Raw genomic sequence first — 23,803 nt, forward strand, 5'->3', positions numbered from 1 at the left:
ACTATTACTCTGAATTCATTGGGCAAAGACGAGCCCTGCTGAACACCAGAAGCGAGCAGGTGGAAGAATGCATAAATACATCATTATGGGTGTTCAAGGCTGCGGAAAGGGAACGCAGGCCAGACTGCTCAAGCAGAAACTCGACATCGTCCACATCAGCGTGGGCGATATCTTTAGGTGGCACATCCAGAATCACACCAAACTGGGTGCTCAGGTGAAAAGAACCGTCGCTGCGGGCAACCTGGTGGGCGATCAAGTTGTCGAAGATATCGTCCGCCAGCGACTTGATCAGCACGACTGGAACTATGGATTCATTCTCGACGGCTTTCCGAGAAGCGAATCGCAGGCGTTATTCTTCCTTGAGAGCTACGACATCGATGCAGTCATCCACATCCAGGTACCAGACGCAGTTGTACGGGATCGCGTCCTTTCTCGGCGGCTTTGCAGCGACTGCGGGCTCGACTTCAACTTGATCTCTCATCGACCCGAAGTCGAAAACGTCTGCGATGTCTGCGGAGGAGAACTGGTTTCGCGTCCGGATGACAAGCCCGAAGCGTTGGCGGAGAGGTTGGAAGAGTACCACACCAAAACAGAGCCAGCTTTAGCACTGTTCCGACGGAAAGAACTCGTTCTTGACCTCGATGGAACTCCCGCTCCGAACACCATTCAAGAAGAAATCCGACGTTTGTTGGAACTCGATTGATCGAGTAGCCACGTATCCGGAGAAGCTTCAGCAACCTCTCCGGACTTAGCCGTGGGATTTACTCCATCAGTTCCGTGCCGCGAGTTTCTTTCGCGAAGAGCAAAATCCCGACTCCCACCAGATAGAGCGGAGCAAGTAGCAGGGCTTTGTTTTCGTCAGTGATTGTGGTTGCTCCAAACCCGAAGAATGCAGCTGCTGTAGCGAGTCTCCCCATATTAAAGCAGAAACCAGCTCCAGTTCCGCGAAGACGAGTCGGATACAGTTCCGGGAAATAAACGGCATATCCCGCATGCATTCCCAGCGTGAAGAAGCCGAAGACGGGCAGGACCAATGCCAGTACCGTCGCTGAAGCTCCTTGCGGGATCAGGAATTTGAAGAGCCAGACTACCATGATGAAGGCGACAATATGATAGAGCGCGAAAGCTCCTTTACGTCCTAAGCGGTTCGAGATGGCCCCAAACAAGACGAGTCCCAAGCCACCTCCAATCGTGTTGAGGACCATACTGAGCATTTCAGCCTGCTTGATGGCTGTCTTGTGGGCAGCGAAGGCTGCTTGTTTCTGTTCTTTGTCGGCTGTTGCCGGGTCCAAACCTTCTTCGGCGATTGCAGTCGCTTGTGCATGTCGCAGCAGAGCGTTCTTTCCATAAATATGGGCGCCCCAGAATGTGACGAGCCCGATCGATGCGAGACTGACGCCGACGAGCGTGTTTCTGAGGTTCTGACCCTGAAACAGCTCTGAGAGCTGGCCCGTTTTCTGTGTCGCGTCCTCAGAAGCTCTCTGACGAGCTTTCACCCACTGTTCTGGTTCGTGGAGTGACCAGCGAATCCACAGCGTCAGAAGTGCTGGCAACGCTCCGATTGCGAACCCCCACCTCCAGGCACTCTCTCCGAGTGTCACGATGAACGCCCCCGCTGCTGCTGCCAGAAGTGTCCCAAACACGCTTGATGCGTGAAAAATTGAACTCATCACAGCCCGCGATCGCTGCGGCATCACTTCGGCCACCATTGCGGAAGCGACGGCCCACTCGCCTCCAACTCCCATCGCAACGAAAAAGCGAAGCAGCACCATTTGCCAGGCTGACTGAGCAAACGCAGTGAGACAGGTGAACATTGAATAGAACAGAATCGTCAGAATCATCGTCTTGGATCGACCGATGCGATCGCTCAACATTCCGAACAGCACCCCACCAAACGCCCCGCCCAGCAGAAAGCTGCCGAATCCGAGGTCATTCCATCTCGAAACGGATGGGTTGTCCGCCGTCACTCCCAACAGAGCAGGCATGGCGTCTCGCATGCTCGCGACGAAAATTTGCCCCTCAAAAATGTCGAACACCCAACCAAGGGACGCAATCAGCAAGACGAGCCATTGATAGCGGGAGATTCCTTCATACCAGCGGAGGTTCTGTGAAGTGGAATCTGTGTTCGGGGCGGGGGTGCTCACAGTTGTGTTCCTGTCTGATCAAATCAACGAGACGGCATTCGTCGCAATATGGCAGAACGCGATCGGATTCGCAAAGTCGGGCGACCATCTCTTCCGGTCGCTTCCACAATCAGCACACCATGCAGGCATTTTTGGCACATGCGTTGCTTTCTGTCATCGTGTCGGGAAGTTGACTCTCGATGAGAATTCGTCACCTCTCAATTTGAAACGTGAAGGAAACGCCCCTCATCAATTGGCAACGACCGTTTTATCAACCATAATCTCTTAGTGCTCAAGGGGTTACAAATGAAGAAAAGGCTTCTCGGGAGGACTGCGGTTCTCCTCAGCTCGTTACTGTTACTGACGAACACAACCTATGCTCAGGAAACAGAGGAGATCGTCCTCGACACTGGAAACATTGCCTGGATGCTTACATCCTCAGCACTCGTGCTTATGATGACAGCACCGGGTCTGGCTCTGTTTTACGGCGGGCTTGTTCGCAAGAAAAACATCCTCAGTGTCATGATGCAATGTGTCTTTCTAATGGGCATGATGACGGTCGTTTGGGGAGTCTGTGGGTACAGCTTCGCCTTCGGTGGCGAAAACCCGTATGTCGGGAATTTCGATCACCTGTTCCTGAAGGGAGTTATGCCGAGTGCAGAGCTCTCTTTGAATGCTTCTGTCGATGGTATGATCTTCGCTGTCTTCCAGGGAATGTTCTTTATCATTACACCAGCTTTGATTTGCGGAGCATTCGCTGAACGAATGAAATTCAGCACGATGTGCGTCTATTCGCTTTTGTGGGGAATCTTCGTTTACTGTCCGATTGCTCACTGGGTTTGGGCTGATTCAGGATGGCTGTGTGAGTGGAACGAACAAGCCTCGTATCCAGCACTCGATTTCGCGGGTGGAACAGTTGTGCATATCAGCTCCGGAATGTCGGCGCTGGTTTGCTCAATTCTGATCGGGAAACGACTCGGATTCGGGCAAGAACCGATGCCACCACATAATTTGACATACACCTGTATCGGTGCTGCCCTGTTGTGGGTCGGCTGGTTTGGATTCAACGCGGGGAGTGCACTGGCAGCCAACGCGCTGGCAGTGAACGCATTCGTAGCAACTCACATGGCCGCCGCAGCGGGTGTTGTTGCCTGGTCCGTCGCGGAATGGGTGCAACATGGTCGCCCCAGCGTGTTGGGTGGCTGTTCCGGTGCTGTGGCGGGACTGGTTTGCATTACTCCAGCAGCAGGAGCTGTGAATCCAATGCAGGGAATCTTGCTCGGCCTCGCAGCTGGGTATGTCTGCTTCCTGGCCTGCACGAAACTGAAGAATACTTTTGGATATGATGACTCGCTGGACGCTTTTGGTGTCCATGGAGTCGGTGGAACGCTTGGTGCACTTCTCGTGGGAGTTTTCGCGACGAAAGATATCACGGGAGAGCGCGTCGGGTTGCTGGAGGGGAATGCTGGCCAGATGATTAATCAGTCTGTCAGTATTATCGCCGCAGCAGCATTGGGAATTGTGGGGTCGTTTATCATCCTCAAGATTCTCGATGCAGTCATGGGATTGCGTGTCACGCAAGATGAAGAACTTCAAGGACTCGATCTCACTCAACATGGCGAAGAAGGATACATTTTCCTTTGATACGCATCTTCCCATTCGGGATCGAATCATTACATTGCCGGGGAGCGAGTCGTCGGTTTCGACCAGGCTCCCAGACGTTTTACCAAGGAAAGTACGATGAAAAAGATCGAAGCAGTCATCCGACACTTCAAACTTGAAGAGGTCAAGGATGCACTGACTGAAGCCGGCGTTTCCGGTATGACTGTGACGGAGGTCCGAGGATTCGGTCGCCAAAAAGGCCACAAGGAACAGTATCGCGGTGCTGAGTACACCGTCGATTTTGTCCCGAAAGTGAAGATCGAGCTGATTGTGGACGACGGTGAATCACAAAAAGTCGTCGATGCCATTCTGAACACAGCTCGCACTGGCCAAATTGGCGACGGAAAAATCTTCGTTAGCGAACTCGGCGAAGCGGTCCGAATTCGTACTGGTGAAACTGGAAGTGAATCTCTCTAATCGAATGGGCAAACAGCGAATCGGAAGGCGAGATACCTTCAGATTTTCTGATTGCTTATGATGGTGGACGGAAAGTTCGAACAGACGCAGGCTCGAAGGGAGTTCCGTACGAATTCCGTCAGCGGACTGAAGTTCGTCATAATTCAGGAATCGGAATATGCAGAAAATTGAAGCGATCATTCGCCACTACAAACTGGAAGACGTCAAAGCAGCCCTCACGGAAAAGAATATCGTCGGTATGACGGTGTGCGAGGTGCGTGGCTTCGGACGTCAGCGTGGCCACAAAGAACAGTATCGGGGAGCGGAATACACCGTCGACTTCCTTCCGAAGCTGAAATTGGAAATTGTGGTTGATGACTCCGTTGTGCAGGATGCGATCGGAGCAATCACCGAAGCGGCCAAGACTGGGCGAGTTGGAGACGGGAAGATCTTCGTTTCTCCAGTTGCAGAAGTGATTCGAATTCGAACCGGTGAATCCGGTGCGGAAGCCATTTAAGTCTGATCCTGCAGGTGCAAGTCGATGCTCAGTCAAATCTCGCATTGATTTCAGCAGAGTGCAGGACCGGCATTGAAGACGTTCGCACACTGTTCTCAATGAACTCGTTTAAGCGACGATCCAGTTCGTTGATACGAGTTTCTGAGACAGTGCCTTGCGAGTTGTCATGACCGAGCGTGGAATCGATTTCGATCTCGCGTTTTTGACAACAGTCTTCCGAAGAGATTTTTCTTGTTGACGCTTCGGTCTCCGAAGCGTCATTTTTTTGCGCTGAACGGGCCTGATTCAGAGGTGCCCTCCGGAAATATCGCCGAGAGCTGTTCGTGTCTGGATAAATCTGAGAAGCCAGTGCGAGGGTAAAGCAGCGGCATAATCCAAGACAAAAGCTCGCTCAAGGAGATCAATGTTCTCTCCTCGAGCGAGCTTGTTCGTGACCTGACCAGGATAGATCAGTTCAGAAGTTTCGCGAGAGTTGTTCACTCGCGAGACTGAATGAACAGGAATGTTCCCTTTTTGTTGGAAGTCGCGATGTCGAGCAGTCCGTCACCGTTGATATCGGCGACATCGAATTGTGTTCCGACGCCGGAATTATCGTCGATCTGGTGTTTTGTCCAAACCGGCTTTCCGTCGACTTGCTGGAGTTCGAACCAGTAAACTACAGCTGGATCGTTTCCACCTGGGTCGTGACCTCCGTGCGCCCAGTGGCGTTTTCCGGTGACGAGATCGGGTAACCCATCGCCGTTGATATCCGCCAGCACCAGCGAGTGCGTCTGTGAGAAAGACTCATCGATGAGATGGGTTTCCCAGCGGATTTCTTCATCCTCACCCGATCCGAGGTTCTCCCTCCACCAGATCCCATATGCATGAGCTGACGCGGAAAGCACGTCGTTGTCGCCATCTCCGTCGAAATCGTAGACATACATTTGCGAGCAGGCCGGGCCAAATGGGGCAGGGTGCCAATGCCAGGGGAGGTCAGTGGCATAGCCTTCCGGAGCTTCCCACCATCCTTCGGTGATGACGATGTCGTTCCAGCCATCGTTGTTGACGTCACCCGCTCCAATTCCATGTGAAAATCGATCTGTGCCTGGTGCTCCAGGATCTGAGACGGCATTGATCTTCCATTGTGCATTGGGGAGAGATTTCGGGCTGGCGAATCCCATGACCCGTTCATCGAATCCGCACAAGAGTTCACGGATTCCGTCTCCGGTCAGATCAAGGAGTTGAGGACTCTCGTTGTTGGTAATGGGAGTGATCTCGTGCTTCGTCCATGAATTTGCTGAGCCTGTGCTGCCCGGGTTTTCAAACCACCACGTCGGTTTTCCAGGGAAGTCGACGACCACAAGATCAATCCAGCCGTCGCCATTCACATCCATTCCAAAATTGCAGAACGTGTTGCTGTATCCTTTCGGGTCGAATTCTTCCACAGGTGTCACAATCGGCTGCGGTTCAAACTTCTGGAATTCTCCATCGTCGAATTGCAACTTGTACCACTGACTGCCACCGACGACGTCCATTTGTCCATCGTTGTCAAAGTCAGCAATCGCGGAACCTTCGCTGCGGAAGAGGTCATCGAGTATGTGTTTCTTCCACGTGATTTGTGTTTCTCCAGAGCCGCCGGATGACACGGGCCATTGAGTGACTTGGGCTCCGTTGTCGGCAAAAGGAGGAACAGGATCGAGCAACTTCACACTCAGGTCACGGAACCGGATTTCCATCGGTCCACCGGAGTGCAGCTGCAGGGCGATTTGCCCGGAATCTGCCCCCGCAGGATCGACGAGGTCAATGACTTTCGTTCCGTTGAGGAAAGCTTGAACGCGAGGCCCGACCGCGCGAATGGTGTATTGATTCCATTCACCGGACTTGACCAGCGAGGCATTATCCTGATTCACGAGCAATGCCCGTCCACGTTCTTCGTAGAGTTTCCCCCACCAACCCACGCCGATGTCGGCCTGATAGCCTTTCATCTCACCGTCAGCGAGTGGTTGACTTCGGAACTGAATTCCACTGTTGCCAACATTGTCAATGAGTTTGACTTCGCAGTTCAGCTCGAAGTTGGAAAGCTTCAAGTCGCTGACGAGGAATGCGTTGTGAGCCAGGCCAGTTGAGCGACCAATGATTTCGCCATTTTCAACCGTCCAAAGTGACTGGTCTTCCTGACGAGTCGTCATCCAGCCACTCAGGTCGACGCCGTTGAAGAAGCGGTTGAGATTCGCATCGGTTGCCTGCATCGCGACTTGTTGAGAACCCGACAAGTAGGCGATCAAAGAGCGAACTTCGTGCTCAGAAAGATTCTTCAGGAGATCGTCAGGCATCATCGATAACGGGCTCTGCTTTCGAGCTTCGATTTCGTTGACGGGAATGACAACGAGTTCGTTCGCGGTCTGCAGCGTGAGCAGGGTGTCAGTTTCTTCCTTGACGATGCCCGTGACGATTCGTCCCGAGTCGGTCGCAACGATATTGGGTTGGTACTCTTTCGCCATCACAGATGATGGGTCGAGCACATTGGACAGAAGGTAGTTCAGGTCCTTTCGATTCGCCCCGGTGATGTCCGGCCCGACCTGACCGCCGACTCCGTAGAGTGTGTGGCACTGCTGGCACGTTTTCGCGAAGACAGCTCGCCCCAGATTCGGGTCGGGAGTTTCCTTTGTGCTGGACTGGACAAGTGTGAGATATTCAGCAATGAGTGCCTTTCGGTCGACGTCGCTGTCTCTGACCACTCCCCAAACTTTCTGTAGAAGGTCGACCACATCCGGGTGGTCGAGGTTTCTCAGCTGTCGGATCAAGTCGGCGGAGAGATCCTGTTTGGGAATCTTGCCGGAATCGGCAGCTTTGAGGAGTTCGACAGCATAACTGACGCGACTCGCGAGCGTATTTCTCGCGTCGGTTTGTTCGTCGGCGTTCAGTGCTTTGTAGTTCGAAACAATTGCGAGAGCGATTTCTGAGTTGTCGATCGTTGCTGCTGCCCGCAGTGCCTCTGCTCTCAATGTCGTTCCGGAAAGGAGTTGACTGATGATGGACGGAAGCTCGGGCGAATCATTCTCAACGAGGAATGTGAACGCAACTTTTCGCTCTTCGTAGGGGCCGGATTCATCGATGACGAGTGATTCCAGGGCGCTGGCAGCGGATTCATTTCCGAAACGTGATCCAAGTCCGAGTGCGTAGAGGTAAACGTCGAAGTGACGATCGGTCGATTCAGGTTTCGTGAGTTGTTCGTAAACCGAATCCCAAGCTTCCGGCAGGGAAATCTCTTCTCGTCCTGCGACAGCTCCTCGAATTCCCTTCAGGAAGGTCAGTCGAACAACATCGTCTTTCGCTGTTGAAAGTCCTTCGACCAGAAGCTTCAGGGAGTCTTCAGGGTTCCCGCTTCCGAGGCGACGGATCATGAACTCTCGGAGCAGGGGAATGTTTTCACCGGATGACATCGCCAATGCCAGTGCTCGCTGCGGATTGAGATCTGCGAGCGGTTCCATGGCGTACCAGTACATGAGCGGCAGATTGTGATCGGCCGCGTCTTCCGGATGTGATGTGAGAGCTTCGAGGAGTTGCCATCGATCCTTGAATGCAATCGATTGCGCAATTGATGCGAGATTCAATCGAATCCGATCTGCCCCAGGGTCGGATGAGCGAGCGAGAGCTGTGAGATTGCTGAGAATCTGTGGTGAAAATTCTTTCGTTCCAGTGAGCATTCGCAAGATTGAGTTGGTGCCCTCGACACCAATCCGCGAGACCAGTTCATCGACTTGTCGTTCACTCGATGGTTGAGAAACGTACTTGGGATCGAGGAAAAACTCGACGCCGACGAGTGAATTGACCAGCCGATAGCGTCTTGGCATTTCCTGCAACTCAGCATCTTCGGAAAGAATCTTCTTCGCAGCTGCGATGGCGTCTGCGTCGGAAAGGTCTCCAGACCAACGACGTTCCTGAATGATGCGATTCGCACGTCGGGCGAACCATTCGTTTTCTGAGACGAGTGCCAGAGTGATCAAATCCTTCGAATCGACGTCTTTCAGATTGAGTTTGACTGGCGATGCATTTCCGTAGCTGACCCGAAAGACACGTCCGTTGCTGCGATCGTGAGCCCCTTCTTCAACGCGATGGCATTGGTTCTGGTCGTACCAGTCGATGGCGTACATCTGACCGTCCGGACCGTAGGTCATGTAGATCATCTGTGACCACTTGTCCTGAGTGAGCAGGAAATCGGGATACCGATCTCCGACGTACCCGGAACCTTCTGCGATCAACTGGTCGATATTGATTCGATTCCCGTGAATGTTGTTCATGAAGAGCTTGCCGTGAAACTCTTCGGGCCAACCCTGCTGAGAGGTCTCGTTGGGAAGCTGCCAGCCCGGTTTTTGAGCGTACTTCTTGAGAGTTCCCCATTCCGGAGCCGGGAAGCCTTCTCTGCCGCCGAGATAAATCATTGCACCAGCGTGAGCGTGGCCACCTCCGAGATCGTCGGAGCGAGCGCGGTCGTTGTTATTCCACTGGTTGCCGACAAAGTGCCGATGTTTGGCGATCGTCTTGATGTCATCGTAAGTATGAGGGTTGAAGTGCTGTCCTCCCTGTCGCTGATAGCGAGCACCCGGAATGATGTGATACAGGTGAGGAATCACGCAGGCTGTGATGAAAGCATCACCAGCTTCGTTGAAGTCAACTCCCCATGGGTTGCTTGAGCCATGGGCGTACACTTCGAAGATGTGACGCGTTGGGTGATATCGCCAGACTCCCGCATTGAGAGGGTGCCTTTCGTCGTCGGGAGTGCCCGGTTTTCCGACGCGCGAATGAGTGAAAACTCCGTGACAACCATAGAGCCATCCATCCGGTCCCCAGATAAATGCGTTCAACGTTTCGTGAGTGTCTTCGTAGCCAAAACCATCCAGAAGGACGGTCGCCCCAGCTGGGATATCTTTCGGGAATTGCAGAAGTGACTCTGACGGAGCAATCTGCGCGTTCACGGGATCTTCGGTATCTGGGACATCGTCACCGTCGCGATCCGGAATGAACATCAGATAGGGAGCGGCTCCGACCCAAACGCCACCGAAGCCCAATTCAATGCCGCTGACGAGATTCAATCCCTCGATGAAGACCTTTCGGGAGTCAAACACTCCATCAAGGTTCGTGTCTTCCAAGATGACAATCCGATCGCGACCCTCACCTTGTTTGGCACGGGTGGGATATTCGAAGGCTTCAGCAATCCAAAGTCGGCCCCGGTCGTCGATTGCCATTGCAATAGGCTGCATGACATCAGGTTCTTCGGCAGCCAGCTGCACACGGAATCCATCAGGCACGATCATTTTCTCGGCGGCGACGGTGCCGGAGAGATTTTCGAATGGGTAGATTTCCCCGAGTTGAACGCGGGGTGCGGGGGTTAGAACGGGAAGTTCAAAGCGAGGACGCTGCGCGTAAAAGCGGAAGTCGTCGAAGTTGACGTGGCCCCAGCCTGTCGAGTTTTCGTCGACGATTCGAATCTGAATCTTCTTCCCAACGTGAGAGGCCAGATTAACGACCGCGGGCTGCATTTCTTCCCGATTGCGGCCGGAGATGCGGTAAAACACCTTCTGGTCGTCGGCGAGAAGCAGTTCCACGCGCGTCTCTGGATGACTTCCCCCTCCGATCAGGAAGCTGCACCAGTTGTGTGTCACTTTGAACGGAACCGAAGTGAGCGACCCTTTGGGGGGATCTCCGAGCTTTTCGTATCCTCCGAGCCAGAACTCACCGGTGTGCTGGCTTTTTTTCCCGCCACCGAATTCGCGATTTTGGTCGATGCCCCCTTTGACGGGTTGATCGGTCCAGGCGGTCCCGGTGGCGGTCCAATCCTGGAGGTCACCGGTTTCGAAGTTCAGGTTGAGTGTCCGTCCATCCTCTCCCGTGGGGAGAACTCCTTGATTTCTCAGCGGTTCGTTGACCTGTGCGAATATCAGCCCAGATAAACAGATGTAAGCAAAAACAAAACGAGAGAGGTGTGTGAACATTGTGAGTCTTTCTTCGAGCCTCGTCAAAACCAGCAAACGCATCATCTCGATTTGATCGGTAGACGACAACCAAACGACGAAGACATCGCACAGATTCCTCGAACTTCCATTCGCCCTCGTGTGTCCCCCACACTCGACAGCGGTGTTTGAGCCGATAAACTCTGTCGCTTTGAATTCCACCTAAGGTGAAACGTATGAAATTCGAAACTCGTTGCGTCCATACCGGAGTCGAAAAAGACTCCGCTTACAATAGTTGCATCACGCCGATTTACCCGACATCGACCTTCTACTGGGACGATCTCACGACAAATCGGGGATACGACTACACGCGCAGCGGGAATCCGACCCGACGAGCATTGGAAGAAAACCTCGCTGCTCTCGAAGGCGGAATTGACTGCCGAGCTGTCTGCACCGGGATGGCGGCAATCACAGCTTCGATGTTTCTCTTCAAGCCTGGCGATCATATTATCGCAGGAAATGACATTTACGGCGGGACTTATCGCCTGTTCTCCGATGTCTTCACCAATCAGGGCTACAAATTCTCGTTCGTCAACATGCGTGATCCCGCTCAAGTCGAAGCGGCCATCACTCCGGAGACGAAGGGAATCTGGATCGAAACCCCCAGCAACCCGCTGCTGAATATCGTCGATATCGAAGCGGTCACCAAGATTGCACAAGCTCACGATCTCATTTCCATCGCGGACAACACATTTCTGTCTCCGTATCTTCAACGACCGTTGGAGAAAGGTGTCGATGTCGTGATTCATTCGACGACGAAGTACCTGAACGGTCATTCCGATGTCGTCGGCGGAGCGGTCATTACCAAGAAAGAAGCCCATCAGGAACGGATTGGCTACATCGTGAACGCCATGGGGCTCGGTTGTTCTCCGTTTGATGCGTGGTTGGTTCTGCGAGGCGTGAAGACCCTCGGTCCTCGCATGGAAGCTCACCAGCGCGGAGCAATGGCGCTGGCGAGAATGCTCGATGAGCACCCGAAAGTTCAAAAGGTTTACTATCCCGGGCTGGAGTCGCATCCACAGCACGCACTCGCCAAATCCCAACAGGACGGTTTCGGAGCGATGCTCAGCTTCGACGTTGCGGAAGACCGCACGTTCGCTGAAAAGGTCTTCAAGAACCTGAAACTGTTCCAACTCGCCGAATCACTCGGAGGCGTTGAGTCGCTCATCGAATATCCAGAAACGATGAGCCATGCTTCGATGACCGCAGATGCACGCCGCGAAGCAGGCATCAGCGAACGGACTATCCGCGTCTCCGTCGGTATCGAGTCTCCCGAAGACCTCGTCGCCGACATGCGAAACGCTTTGGACGCCTAAGCAAGAAGTCAGTTCGACAGTATTGAGAGTGACAAGTCACTGCGATCGGTCGAGGACATCTCGAACCGATCGCAGGAATTTGCTCAGCACTTGGTGGCTACTCAAACATCGATCTGTTTGATGTATTCCGCTGCGAAGCGGTCAGCTATTCGATGACTCGTTTGCAGCTAAACTCAAAGTTGACTCCATCCGAGTTTGTGAAGTGGCCTTCCCAGTGGCCGATTTTCTGAAGAGACGCAAATCCAACACCACTGAATTGGAGTTTTGTTTTCGCGGATGGCTCCTGACCTGCTTTGTAAACGACGGCATCTTCGAAATTGAAACGGTTCTTGTGGGTCTTCTTGTTTTCCACACTCGTGCCAACAGGTCTCGTGAATTGATCGCGGTCAAAGTCCTTGGGGGACATGTCGACGTCGAGCGGCGGTTGAAACATTTGTCCGTTTTGGATCCGAAATGCTCCAATGGCAACCCGCTTCGGTCCCGCGACATTGCTGAACCGCATCACCCAAATCGCTCCCGGGACGGTGTCTTGAGCAGTGGCTGTGTGTGCGATTGACAATGCACTCATCAAAGCAGCAAAAATCAGAACTCGATTGATCATCAGTTGGGGCCCTTGATTGGGAGTTATGCAATCTTTACTCGCATGCCAGAGTAAGACCTCCCCGATCCATGGTCAACGCCGAGATCGCACGAGCGGATTCCACATCGAACTCAATCTGCTTCAACAACATTGGGCGTCGCGCTATTTCGCATGACGCCCTCTCATTGCTTCGACTCTTAAAATGGCCCACTGCTTTCGGCGTTTCACTCTCCAATTAACCCGAAGTGGCGGCAGCCTTCGAGGACCCCGCTCGTGGCGTCGCGTTCCGCTCGATAGAAACGGTTCGTCCAGTCTTTGGAGGAATGGTGTTCGGCAACTTTCTCAGCGAGCCAATCCGGAGCATTTTGAACGACGATCGAACGGAACCCAGCTTGGAAAGCTGCTAGGTCATTTCCCGAATCGCCAGCATAGACAATGTTTTCGTGCTTCACTCCTTGAGCATCAGCCCACCAATTGAGGGCATACGCTTTTGATGTGCCGGCAGGCAGCAAGTCGATCAGTCCGTCGCCAGTGAACGGATCGACGCTGTCGATGAGCGAAACGGGTGTCTCACCGAGTCGATCGCGAACTTTGTCCACCGTCGCTGAAAGTGAGTCCGCGTCTGTATAGAAGCTGAGTTTGAACTCGCCCTGTTTCTCCTCTTCCTGAAGTCTCAATTCGTCGAGATCATGGAGGGAGTGCTGGATGTCGCGGAACGATGAGTCTCCCATCAGTTCTTGAAGATGCTGACGGTAAGCTTCTTCAACAGCGTAATCATCGTTTACGCGAGAGAGAATTGTCGTGCCAACATCACAGATGATCCAGTCGGGTGTTGGAAGACGATATGTTGCGATCGCGTCCAGAATGATTTCGTAATGCCGACCGCTTGCGAAGCAGATGGGAATACCATTCTGCCTGAGTGCCTCCGCAAGAGTTTGCAAATCCTGGACGTGATCAGCTCGACCATCGAGGGGAATGAGAGTTCCGTCGAGATCCGTCGCGAGAATCTGTTTTCCACTCTCGTGACTTCGATTGTTCATAACGACCTGCTACGCTGAAAATGAAACGTTCCGTCGACATCCTTCTGGCCTTCACACCAACAAGGGGAGGGTATCAGGGATTCGTCGACGTCCACCGTGGCAAAGTATTCTGCTCATATGAACCTGAAAAAGCGAACCCAACAAAAAATCGTACTCATCAGTCTGCACGGGTTGATTCGAGCCAACGATCTCGAACTCGGGCGTGATGCTGATACCGGAGGGCAGGTCAAATATGTCCTCGAGCTTGCAGCAGAACTTGCGAAACATCCAGATGTGGGCGAAGTCGAACTGCTCACACGACAGATTTTCGATCCGCGCGTCAGCGATGATTACTCTCAAGTTGAAGAACCCATCACAGAGAACGCACGGATTGTTCGCATCCCGTTTGGGCCGAAACGCTATCTTCGCAAAGAGCTGTTGTGGCCGCATATTGAAGACTTCATCGATCAGACTCTGGCTCACTTCAAACGCACCGGTTTGCCTGATGTGATTCACGGCCACTATGCCGATGCCGGATTTGCAGGGGCCCAACTTGCCCGGCTCTTGCATGTCCCGTTTGTCTTCACCGGTCACTCACTCGGCCGCGTCAAACGCGAACGACTGATGGCTGCCAACAAGAAGCCGGAAGACATTGAAAAGCGGTACAAGATTTCGCGTCGAATCGAAGCGGAGGAATACGCGCTCGAGACCGCCGCCATGGTCGTGACCAGCACGACGCAGGAAGTGGAATCTCAATACGCGATGTACGAACACTATGTTCCGGATCGCATGGAAGTCATTCCGCCCGGCGTGAATCTGACCTCATTCCGTCCGCCGGCTGATGATGACTCTCGTCCTGCGATTGCTGCCGAGCTTAATCGCTTCCTGCAGGAGCCGGACAAACCGCTAATTCTAGCGATGGCTCGGCCCGATGAACGCAAGAATCTGCATACGCTTGTTGAAACATACGGTCAGAGCGAAGAATTACGTCGCATCGCGAATCTCGTTCTTGTCCTCGGAACGCGAGAAGATTTGCGAGACCTTGCCCCAGCTCAACGTAAAGTCGTACAGCAGATTCTGACCCTGATCGACGTCTACGATCTCTACGGAAAAATTGCGTACCCCAAAACTCACAGCCCTGACGACGTCCCCGATTTGTTTCGCCTCGCAGCGCAGAGTCGAGGTGTTTTTATCAATCCGGCTTTGACCGAACCATTCGGCCTAACGCTTTTGGAAGCAGCTGCCAGTGGTCTGCCGATCGTCGCCACGAACGATGGCGGACCGCGTGACATCGTGGCCAATTGCCGGAACGGGCTGCTCGTTGATCCACTTGATATCGAAGTGACGGAACAGGCGTTGCTCCGCGTTTTGACGAACGAGAAAGAATGGTCGCAATGGTCGGAGCAGGGCGTTTCCGGAGCTCACGAACACTACTCTTGGAAGCATCACGGTGAACGTTATCTGCGAGACCTGAACGAGATCCTTTCCCAAACTGCGAAACCCGCTCTCGCGAAGAAAACACCGCGGCGCCGCATCCCGGAATTCGATCGTCTGATCATCACCGACCTCGACAACACACTCACTGGGGATCAAGAGGGTCTTGATGAATTTGTCCGTCTGATTGAGGAGCAGGATCACATCGGTTTCGGAATCGCAACTGGCCGAACACTGCAAAGTGCATGTGAACTCATCGAAGAACTCGGCTTGCCGTTCCCCGACTTGATTGAATCGGGAGTTGGAACTGAACTGCATTACGGCAGCCAACTTACTTCGGATTCGAGTTGGGATCGGGAGATTGGCTACAACTGGAACCGACGAAAGATTCAAGAGATTCTGGCTGATCAATCGGGTTTGTTCTTACAGCCGGAAGTCAATCAGTCACGTTTCAAACTGAGCTATAATTACGACGCAGACAAAGCACCGTCTCTCGCAGACTTGAGAAAGATTATTCGCGAAGCCAAGCTCCGCGCGAATCTGATTCTGTCGCATCAAATGTATCTGGATGTGATTCCCGTCCGGGGAGGAAGCGGAAACACGATGCGGCACGTCGCTTACAAATGGAGTTTTCAGCCCGAACATATTCTTGTCGCCGGAGATTCCGGGAACGATGAAGGCATGTTGAAGGGGCGAACTCTCGGCGTAGTCGTCGGGAATCACAGCCCGGAACTTGAATCACTCCGTGGGCTCCCGCGGATCTACTTCGCCGAAGCGCATCACGCACGCGGCATCCTCGAAGGCATCAACTACTACCAGTTTCTGGATCACATAGTAATTCCGAATGATCGAACCGAATGAAAGCCTCCAGTTCACCGATCTCGGCTTCGAAGCGGAACTGTCTCTGAAACGAATTCTTCCCAGAGTTCTCAGCGTTTGGTCAGAGGAAGAAGTCCATGACCTCGACGTACAACGTTTCGTTCGCCGACTCGAGCAACACTGGCCAACTCTGTTCCGTCACCTGTTTGAACTGTACGGACGCCGCTACGATTTCTTCTATCACCTGGAGGAAATCGCCAGGACCGCTGCGCTATCGTGGAAAAGCCGTTCTGCCCCGTTGAAGAAGCTCGACGAGCAACGAATTCACGAGCCGGACTGGTTTCAGTCGGAACGAGTTGTCGGAGGAGCACTTTACGTTGACCTGTTCAGCGAAAATCTCGGGAAGCTTCGCGAACACATCGGCTACTTTAAAGAACTCGGGCTGACCTATCTTCACCTGATGCCGTTGTTCGCTGTGCGTCCCGGAGACAACGACGGCGGCTACGCGATCAGCAATTATCGATCGATTGACCCGCGCCTCGGCACCATCGACGACCTCTGCCTGTTGGCGGACGACCTGCGAGAAGCGGGCATCAGCCTCGTGCTCGACTTCGTATTCAATCACACCTCGGATGATCACATCTGGGCTAAGCAAGCTCAGTCGGGAAACAAAGAATACCAGCAGTTCTATTACATCTTTCCCGATCGTACGATTCCCGATCAGTATGAGCGTACGCTTCGAGAGATCTTTCCGACTGTCCGCCGTGGAAACTTCACCTGGCAGGATGGGATGGAGCAGTGGGTCTGGACCACATTCAACAGCTTCCAGTGGGACTTGAACTACCAGAACCCGTCGGTCTTCCGCTCGATGCTGGAAGAGATGCTCTTCATTGCCAATACGGGAGTCGACATCCTGCGACTGGACGCAGTGGCATTCATTTGGAAACAGATGGGAACCAGCTGCGAGAATCTGCCTCAAGCCCACACAATTATTCGGGCGTACAATGAACTCGCTCGAATCGCTGCTCCGGGCCTTGTTTTCAAATCGGAAGCAATTGTTCATCCGGATGATGTTGTGAAATACATCGGGGCGGATCAGTGCCAGATCTCGTACAACCCGACACTGATGGCTCTGTTGTGGGAGTCACTGGCAACTCGCGAGACGAAGCTGTTGTTCAAGTCTCTCACCCATCGTCATCAACTCCCCCAGCGAACCTCATGGGTCAACTACCTGAGATGCCATGATGACATCGGCTGGACTTTTGATGATCAGGATGCTGCCGAGATCGGCATCAATGGGTATGACCATCGGCAATTTCTGAACGAGTTTTACACTGGTCAGTTCGCAAATTCGTTTGCCCGTGGAGTTCCCTTCCAACACAACCCTCAAACGGGTGATATGAGAATCTCGGGAACTCTGGCATCTCTGGCAGGGTTGGAGCAGGCCCTGCTCACCGGTGATCGCGATCTGATCGAACTGGCAATTCGCCGCATCACGCTACTTCAAGGCATCATCCTCAGCGTCGGCGGAATACCGCTTCTCTATCTGGGTGAGGAGTGGGGATTGCTGAATGATTACGATTTCGTCAAAGACCCTGCCAAAGCAGGCGACACGCGTTGGGTCCATCGTCCTCGAATGAAATGGGAGTACCTTCAGGAACTCGACGACCATCACAACGGCAACGGAGGCTCGATTCGCACCCGGTTATTCACAACCGTGAAGCGAATGATCGCCATTCGAAAAGACTCGGCAGCCCTGTCAGGCCAGAAGATGGAATTGATCAGCCTCCGCAATCCGCATGTCCTGGCGTATGTTCGAATGAACGACAGCGCCCGGATGGTCATCCTCGCGAACTTTTCAGAAGAACCGCAGGAGATCTCAGGCAATCAGATTCGCACAGCTGGCTTTGGACACTTCTTTCAAGATGTTCTCGACGGCAGCGAGTTGAACACCTCGGAAGGCATTTCCCTCTCTCCCTACCAAGTGCGCTGGCTCAATCGAGTCTGACGGAGCTTAAGCTGCAAGTGCAGGGCGTTTATTGCGTTACGACGCAACGCCCATGCGGAGATAGGCGAGCGGCGGCGAGCTTCATCTTCAATAAATCACTCAAGTATTGCTCCAGTGTATGCAAGGTGTCTTCGTTCGGTGTGTAGGACTACTTTCGAGACTCTTCCCCACCAGCTGTTAACTGATTCTTAACATTGCGCCGCCACAACCCGCACCACCGGAACAATCGGCACAGGTTGTCCGCCGATTGGTTTTTCCACCTATTCCGGTTGTTCTCGTCGTGCTGGCTCACTCGATGAGTAGATTGCGGAACGATTCTGCGTCGTTTCACTCGCCAATTCGTTTCCCCAGAACGTCTTGGCGGACTCGCCTCTGAAAACGGCTCAATCCCGGTTTTGCAGTTCAAGCGAGTGTATAGGTCAGAGCATCATGCTCTATTGGTGAATCCGATCTGGATTGAAGAAGAGGACATGGATGTCCACGATTATGAAATACCACTGGACCATTGCCTTTCTCTGTTTGGTCACCCTCCTGTCCCCGGCGGCGTTTGCCGAAGAGGAGGTCGAGCTTGATCCTCAAGTGCGATTGTTGCTTGAGCGGCTGGAAGCGGCCGAGAAGCAAATTCAAACGCTCACAACTGAGCTGAAATCGGTCAAAGAGGCACAAGCACAAGCGAGACCTTTCCCTGCAGCTCAGGGGACAACGCAAGAGTTGGACGACCTTGGCCTTCCAATCGGAGTCGATGGAGTCTTCACCGCAACAGGCGCTGAAGAGTCATTTCGCGACCTTCCCAATGTGGCGCGTGAAATGGTTTCCTTCGAAGAAATTCGGGAAGACGCTCCGGACTCAATTCCTGCAGAGCTTGAAGAGCGTTTGAGTCTACTTGAGAAGGGTTGGGACGATCTCGATTCCGCCTGGACCAAGTTCCACGAAGCAGAGCAAAAGAAAAAGTCCGACGCTGCCAAGAAACCGACGATGAGCATCAACGGTCGAATTCATGCGGACTACTGGGACTTCGTCAACAACTCCGAGGGAATTGGGTACTTCGAACATCCCGATCCGATGTCTGACAATTACGGCCGTCCCCCGGAAGACCGAGCTCTTTTCCGTCGAATTCGTCTCGAAATGAAGGGCGACATCCTCGAAACGATGCTTTGGCGAGTTCAGATTGACTTCAACAATCCGGGAACTCCGGAGATGAAAGATGTCTATCTGGGATTCAAAGAGCTTCCGTTCAACCAGCAACTCTTGATCGGTAACCAGAAGCGGCCACTGGGGCTCGATCACCTCAACAGTAGTCGATACAACGTCTTCATGGAGCGGCCGTTTGTCGTCGAAGCGTTCAACGAAGACGCCCGACGTCCCGGTATCGCAATGTACGGCTACTCCGACGACGAGGTCTTTACATGGCGATATGGTGCCTATTTCCTCGAGAACATCGCAACCGACGGTCGCGTTATCGGTCAGTCAAATCAGATGAGCTTGAACGGGCGTCTCTCTGCCTCACCATGGTATGACGAAGCATCTGACGGCCGAGGGTATCTGCACCTCGCGATCGCCGGGATGGCCGCTCGCACCGACGGAGACAGAAACGCTTCGGACACGAATCAAAACGAAGCCCGATTCCGAACCCGCGTCGCAGCCCGATCAGACACGAGATGGTTGAACACCGAGCGAATTGCTGCAGCTGATCACTACGAAATCATTGGTCTCGAATCGATCTTCAACTACGGACCCTTGCAACTCGTCTCCGAATACCAGCACAACTGGGTCCAGCGAGAAGGGGAAGAGGACCTCCAATTCGGCGGAGCGTATGCTTACATCTCATACTTCCTGACCGGAGAACACATCCCATACGACCGCAAGACCTCAACGATCGGTCGAGTCAAACCGTTCGAAAACTTCTTCCTGGTTGATCAATGCACCGGTGGCTGTGGCACAGGATGGGGAGCTTGGAACGTGGCACTCCGGTACGACTACCTCGACCTCTCCGATGACAATGTTCTCGGCGGTGTTGGTGAAGCCTGGACCAGTGCTTTAAACTGGCACTGGACGCCGTACTCGAAGCTTCAATTCGATGCTTCGTACGGTGAAATTGACAACCATCGCCCCGTAAACGGTTTCACCTCCGGCAACTACTTCTTCTTCGGAACGCGGTTCGCAGTGGAGTTCTAGAGCATTTTTTGATTTGGTGTGCACGAGCAAGCACAGCCTTTTAACAAGTGAAACAGCGAAAGCGAGTGCACAGGCAAGAGCAATTTGCTTGAGGACGCTCAAAGGAAAGAGTACTCGATCTTGAGATTCCACCACTGATCCACAAGTTGACCAAAACCCAACTCCACCATCTGAAAGATTTCAGATCTGCGAATCACATGTCCTCTTCTGAAATCGATTTCCCCTCACACCATCAAGTGCCCCCGTGTCTCACGACTGGAGCAGACGTATGAATCGTTCACAAATACTCTTGTCCCTTGCATTCATCTTCTCGACTTCCGCACAAGCGACCGCCGGGAACTTTCTCGGTGCGTGCAAGCCAACGGGGTGCTGCGAAACGGTCAACTGCCCGCCGTGTCAGTTGGTCTGTTGCCCGGAAACGAAGATGGAGAAAGTCAAAAAGCATTGCTGGGAAGTGGAGTGCGAACCGATTTGCGTTCCCCGCGTGCGCTGCCCACTGTTCGACTTCTTCAGAAAGGACAAATGTGACCAGTGTGATGCGATGTCCGGCAGCGGCAGCGGCTATTGCTCTCAATGTGCTGATGTCAAAGTCGTTCGCAAGCTGAAGAAAGTCGAATACGAATGCGAAAAGTGCGTGGTGGAATGGAAAGTACATCGCGTTCCAATGTCAGCTGGAAAGTGCTGTGATGGCATTCCTCCAGCTCTCGGCTGCTCACAGCTTCCCTGATCGACGTGAAGGCAGTCACTCAACATTCATAGCAATTCAACACGCACTCTTCGCGACAATTGGTGCAGACCAAAGAGAACAGAGAGCTCACTACTCCGCGCTGACGACCACGACATCGGCAACACCGGAGGAGAGACGAAACGCGATTCGCCAACATGCAAAGACCTGCGAACCGAGATCTTTCGATGCGTAGGCGTCGATCGTCACTTCACCGATGTCTTCGCAAACAACCCGGGCTTTGGAAACAGGATCAACTTCGTAAACAGTCAAAGCGATAGGGCTACCGGAGTTGTTAATCACCCGGCAACCTCGCTTCGGTTCGAACTCTTCGCTCAACTGAATGTTGTCAGCAGCTGTGACAGTGCGAAACGTCACAATCTTCTCAGTACCGGTATGAGTTGACATAACTTAGACCTCGTTTGGAGATTAAAATAATCAAGCGTGTACTAGCGCGACTTCATACGGTGAGTCGTTGTGAATCTGGCTGGATTTCACGAGTCAGTCGCTGCGAACAGAAGAAATCTGTCGGCGAGAGTGACGTGAAATGTAACAGGGTCGCTTATGGGCGAAAGCGTCGATTGAGAGTCGAACCAGCCTGAGGTGTCGGAACGAACACGATCTGATGCTGCAGTCCACCAATATCTCGCCGATAAGTGCTTCCAGCGAGATCCGAGCCGAAATCCAGTACTCCGGCAAGAATTCGACCGATGAGAACTGATTCAGCAGTCGGCGTGTAGTCACCACCACCGGCACCACTTAATCCGGATCGATCATCAACATAACCCGGTTCCATCGGTTGAGAGGGAGTCCCGTAGGTCGTGTCGCGCCCTCTTCCTTCTTGTGCGAAGAGGTCACCATCACGATAGTGATTGTGGTGACAATTAATTCCATTTAACAGTGGCCAACCGCCGGTCCTCTGTCCGTTCCCGCCATTGAACAGATCAGCTTTAATGTTCATTTGGTGGAAGGAGTTCCCAATCATAAACCAATTCGACCGGTCCCATCCTGTTGGTCCGCTGTCATTGTACGAGAGGTTAACTCGCTCACCAGCTACGGTGTTCGCAATCAACTTAATATCATTCGTCGCTTGCGAAGCTGTCTCGGTCCCGTCTCCTGCGATCGCGATGGCAGGAGAGGTGCCCGCTGTCTTCTCGAAGACGTTTCCGACAATCGCGGCATTGTGGTTGGGCTGCCCGGCCGTTTCCCCCAGTGTCAGGATCTTGCGTCCTGAAGATCGAAAGTCCACAAACTGGTTCCAGGCGAAGAAGACTCCTTCTTGCTCAGGGACTCCGTTTGCAAGGGAAGCGGTACTGTTGGCCCGGAACGAATTTTGACCGATGCTCTTGCATGCGACAACATGAAACCAGGCATTCATCGAGTGTGCCGTCGTCGAGTCCAACAACTCGCAACCGTTGAAAGAGTACGCAATTCGCGACGAAGAAAACGACTGCACAGCCCAATGTTCTGCACCAAGGTCACCCGAGCAATTGATGAACCTGCACGAGTCTGTTCGATATCCCGGACCGACAGTTGGCGTCGAGACCGGTCCACCCCACTGGCTGTCCATCCGGCAATCTCGAAACTCAAGGTGATTTCCCTGATTTTCGCCATCGAGCCAGCTTGAAGAGCTTTGAAGCGTCACTCGGCAGCCCTGAATTCGAAGCCGCTGATGTCGATATGTCCGCTGCTCATTGATTCGCACAATTACCGAATCTTCATTGGCCTCGGCAGCCGGTCGCACAATCGCCCACTCCTGGCTCGCAATACGCGAGTTGGTGTTTCCAACCGGATAAATCCCAGGTCCAAGCTCAACGATGTTCGCTCCAGCTTGCAATGCTCTTCCGATGCTCGCATAAGGAGCAGCAAGAGAGCCATCGCCACTCCCATCGTTCCCTCCTTCCCGAACATGGCGAATCTGATCCAGCTGATCTGCTTTGTCGCAAATCAAGGGGATGCGATTACGACCGAGAATTTCGTCAGTCGAAAGTGTTCGACCGACCGTTGAGACGACTGAGTTTGAATCGCCCACTTTCGGATAGACGGTATAGTCACAATCGATCAACTCGCCCTGTTGAAAGCCAGCAATCGGAATGACAGCCTCGTACGCCATCCCGTAGAGCCCAGAGGCAGGACGTTGTCGGGCAGTCATTGACGTCACGATCGCTGAAGTTTGGTGACCGGATGTTCTCCCCGAAGCTGAGACAATGACAGAGGAAATCCCGTGGCCAGCGACCGCATTGACCGCGACCCGAAAATCGCTTTTGACGCGATCTCCCGAAGCGACTCCCGCAAACTCGTCCAGCTTTGCCGTCACTCGAGGGTAGGGGAGCGAAGCTTCGTTTGTGACTGCGATCTCACTGGCTGCAGATGAAGTTTCCGCCCCAGCAGCCTGATTTTGGAACGCTCCAGCTCGAATTGTTGCCGTCACTGTGTCACCAGAATAAACGTTCCCAGTCAACCAGAGTCGAATCCGCACTCCGGAAGCAGTCGCTGCCTGATCCTGCTCCCCCTGATTCGGGAACGTCCGCCGGGCCACATGCGTCCCATGCAATGTCCGCGACTTGCCCTCGATCGTACCATCGGTTGCATAACCGCTCGACGTCACGTTCAGAGTGACGGAGGCATTCGCGAGATCCGCATCGAGAAGCGGATTCCCAAATCCCGATCCGAGATCACATTCAGCTCCGACTATGAACCCTTCAATTTCAAGATCGATGAATCCTCCATCAACGGCGAGTCCCGCACTGGAACGATGAGGAACTGTCACTGAAGCGATATCACCGATGGCCATATTGAGTCCCTGCAACGCATTGAGTATCGAAAAAAAGCATTCAAAGTGCTCACACACGGTTGCGCAACACTCGTCAATGCAATCGTTCAACGCCCCTTCAACTCCGCTGACATGTCCATTCCGACGACGAATTCATCCCGAACAGACCTATCGCGAGATCACTTGCCGATGTCACGATTTTAATCAGTCGAACTTCAGCAAGACTGGCCGAAAAAGCAGCCATCCGGCTCCGATCGTCAGGTGATT

General features: G+C 53.2%; 15 protein-coding genes. 9 read left to right on the forward strand and 6 right to left on the reverse strand.

What is annotated here, in order from left to right:
• Positions 1-67 precede the first annotated feature (67 nt).
• Positions 68-703 carry a nucleoside monophosphate kinase gene (locus tag AB1L42_RS23155; RefSeq protein WP_367062359.1) on the forward strand — a complete coding sequence of 212 codons (636 nt, stop codon included), beginning with the start codon at positions 68-70 and terminating at the stop codon, positions 701-703.
• A 58-nt stretch (positions 704-761) separates the two neighbouring features.
• Here the strand turns inward: AB1L42_RS23155 and AB1L42_RS23160 are convergent, their stop codons facing one another.
• Positions 762-2,144 (reverse strand): MFS transporter, encoded by a 1,383-nt coding sequence (locus tag AB1L42_RS23160; protein ID WP_367062362.1) that lies wholly within the window; start codon positions 2,142-2,144, stop codon positions 762-764.
• A 285-nt stretch (positions 2,145-2,429) separates the two neighbouring features.
• Here AB1L42_RS23160 and AB1L42_RS23165 point away from each other — a divergent pair, with 285 nt between their 5' ends.
• From AB1L42_RS23165 to AB1L42_RS23175, 3 genes are all read left to right on the forward strand, one after another.
• A complete protein-coding gene (locus tag AB1L42_RS23165) occupies positions 2,430-3,767 on the forward strand; it encodes an ammonium transporter (protein ID WP_367062365.1) in 1,338 nt (445 codons plus the stop codon).
• A gap of 96 nt (positions 3,768-3,863) precedes the next feature.
• Positions 3,864-4,202: a P-II family nitrogen regulator gene (locus AB1L42_RS23170; RefSeq protein ID WP_367062368.1), complete on the forward strand. Its 339-nt coding sequence runs from the start codon at positions 3,864-3,866 to the stop codon at positions 4,200-4,202.
• Positions 4,203-4,359: 157 nt separating this feature from the next.
• A complete protein-coding gene (locus AB1L42_RS23175; protein WP_367062371.1) occupies positions 4,360-4,698 on the forward strand; it encodes a P-II family nitrogen regulator in 339 nt (112 codons plus the stop codon).
• 476 nt (positions 4,699-5,174) lie between these two features.
• Here AB1L42_RS23175 and AB1L42_RS23180 read toward each other — a convergent pair whose 3' ends face one another.
• Positions 5,175-10,670, reverse strand: coding sequence for a PVC-type heme-binding CxxCH protein (locus AB1L42_RS23180; protein WP_367062374.1), 5,496 nt, complete (start codon positions 10,668-10,670; stop codon positions 5,175-5,177).
• A gap of 194 nt (positions 10,671-10,864) precedes the next feature.
• Here AB1L42_RS23180 and AB1L42_RS23185 point away from each other — a divergent pair, with 194 nt between their 5' ends.
• Positions 10,865-12,004: a PLP-dependent aspartate aminotransferase family protein gene (locus tag AB1L42_RS23185; RefSeq protein ID WP_367062377.1), complete on the forward strand. Its 1,140-nt coding sequence runs from the start codon at positions 10,865-10,867 to the stop codon at positions 12,002-12,004.
• A 145-nt stretch (positions 12,005-12,149) separates the two neighbouring features.
• On the opposite strand, the gene AB1L42_RS23190 is transcribed toward AB1L42_RS23185, so the two are convergent.
• Both AB1L42_RS23190 and AB1L42_RS23195 read right to left on the reverse strand, forming a co-directional pair.
• The gene (locus tag AB1L42_RS23190; protein WP_367062380.1) at positions 12,150-12,605 is read right to left on the reverse strand and encodes a hypothetical protein; all 456 of its coding nucleotides are present in this window, start codon (positions 12,603-12,605) and stop codon (positions 12,150-12,152) included.
• Positions 12,606-12,808: 203 nt separating this feature from the next.
• Positions 12,809-13,624 (reverse strand): HAD-IIB family hydrolase, encoded by an 816-nt coding sequence (locus AB1L42_RS23195; protein WP_367062383.1) that lies wholly within the window; start codon positions 13,622-13,624, stop codon positions 12,809-12,811.
• Positions 13,625-13,741: 117 nt separating this feature from the next.
• On the opposite strand from AB1L42_RS23195, the gene AB1L42_RS23200 reads away from it, so the two are divergent.
• From AB1L42_RS23200 to AB1L42_RS23215, 4 genes are all read left to right on the forward strand, one after another.
• Positions 13,742-15,898: an HAD-IIB family hydrolase gene (locus AB1L42_RS23200; RefSeq protein ID WP_367062421.1), complete on the forward strand. Its 2,157-nt coding sequence runs from the start codon at positions 13,742-13,744 to the stop codon at positions 15,896-15,898.
• Positions 15,882-17,864: an alpha-amylase family glycosyl hydrolase gene (locus tag AB1L42_RS23205; RefSeq protein ID WP_367062386.1), complete on the forward strand. Its 1,983-nt coding sequence runs from the start codon at positions 15,882-15,884 to the stop codon at positions 17,862-17,864. The genes AB1L42_RS23200 and AB1L42_RS23205 overlap by 17 nt, the downstream gene beginning before the upstream one ends.
• A gap of 474 nt (positions 17,865-18,338) precedes the next feature.
• Positions 18,339-20,039 carry a porin gene (locus tag AB1L42_RS23210; RefSeq protein WP_367062389.1) on the forward strand — a complete coding sequence of 567 codons (1,701 nt, stop codon included), beginning with the start codon at positions 18,339-18,341 and terminating at the stop codon, positions 20,037-20,039.
• A gap of 268 nt (positions 20,040-20,307) precedes the next feature.
• Positions 20,308-20,766 (forward strand): hypothetical protein, encoded by a 459-nt coding sequence (locus AB1L42_RS23215; RefSeq protein ID WP_367062392.1) that lies wholly within the window; start codon positions 20,308-20,310, stop codon positions 20,764-20,766.
• 90 nt (positions 20,767-20,856) lie between these two features.
• On the opposite strand, the gene AB1L42_RS23220 is transcribed toward AB1L42_RS23215, so the two are convergent.
• The gene (locus AB1L42_RS23220; protein WP_367062395.1) at positions 20,857-21,171 is read right to left on the reverse strand and encodes a hypothetical protein; all 315 of its coding nucleotides are present in this window, start codon (positions 21,169-21,171) and stop codon (positions 20,857-20,859) included.
• Positions 21,172-21,325: 154 nt separating this feature from the next.
• Positions 21,326-23,557 carry a hypothetical protein gene (locus tag AB1L42_RS23225; RefSeq protein ID WP_367062398.1) on the reverse strand — a complete coding sequence of 744 codons (2,232 nt, stop codon included), beginning with the start codon at positions 23,555-23,557 and terminating at the stop codon, positions 21,326-21,328.
• Between the last annotated feature and the right edge of the window lie 246 nt (positions 23,558-23,803).

This window comes from Thalassoglobus sp. JC818, assembly GCF_040717535.1.
Classification (GTDB): domain Bacteria; phylum Planctomycetota; class Planctomycetia; order Planctomycetales; family Planctomycetaceae; genus Thalassoglobus.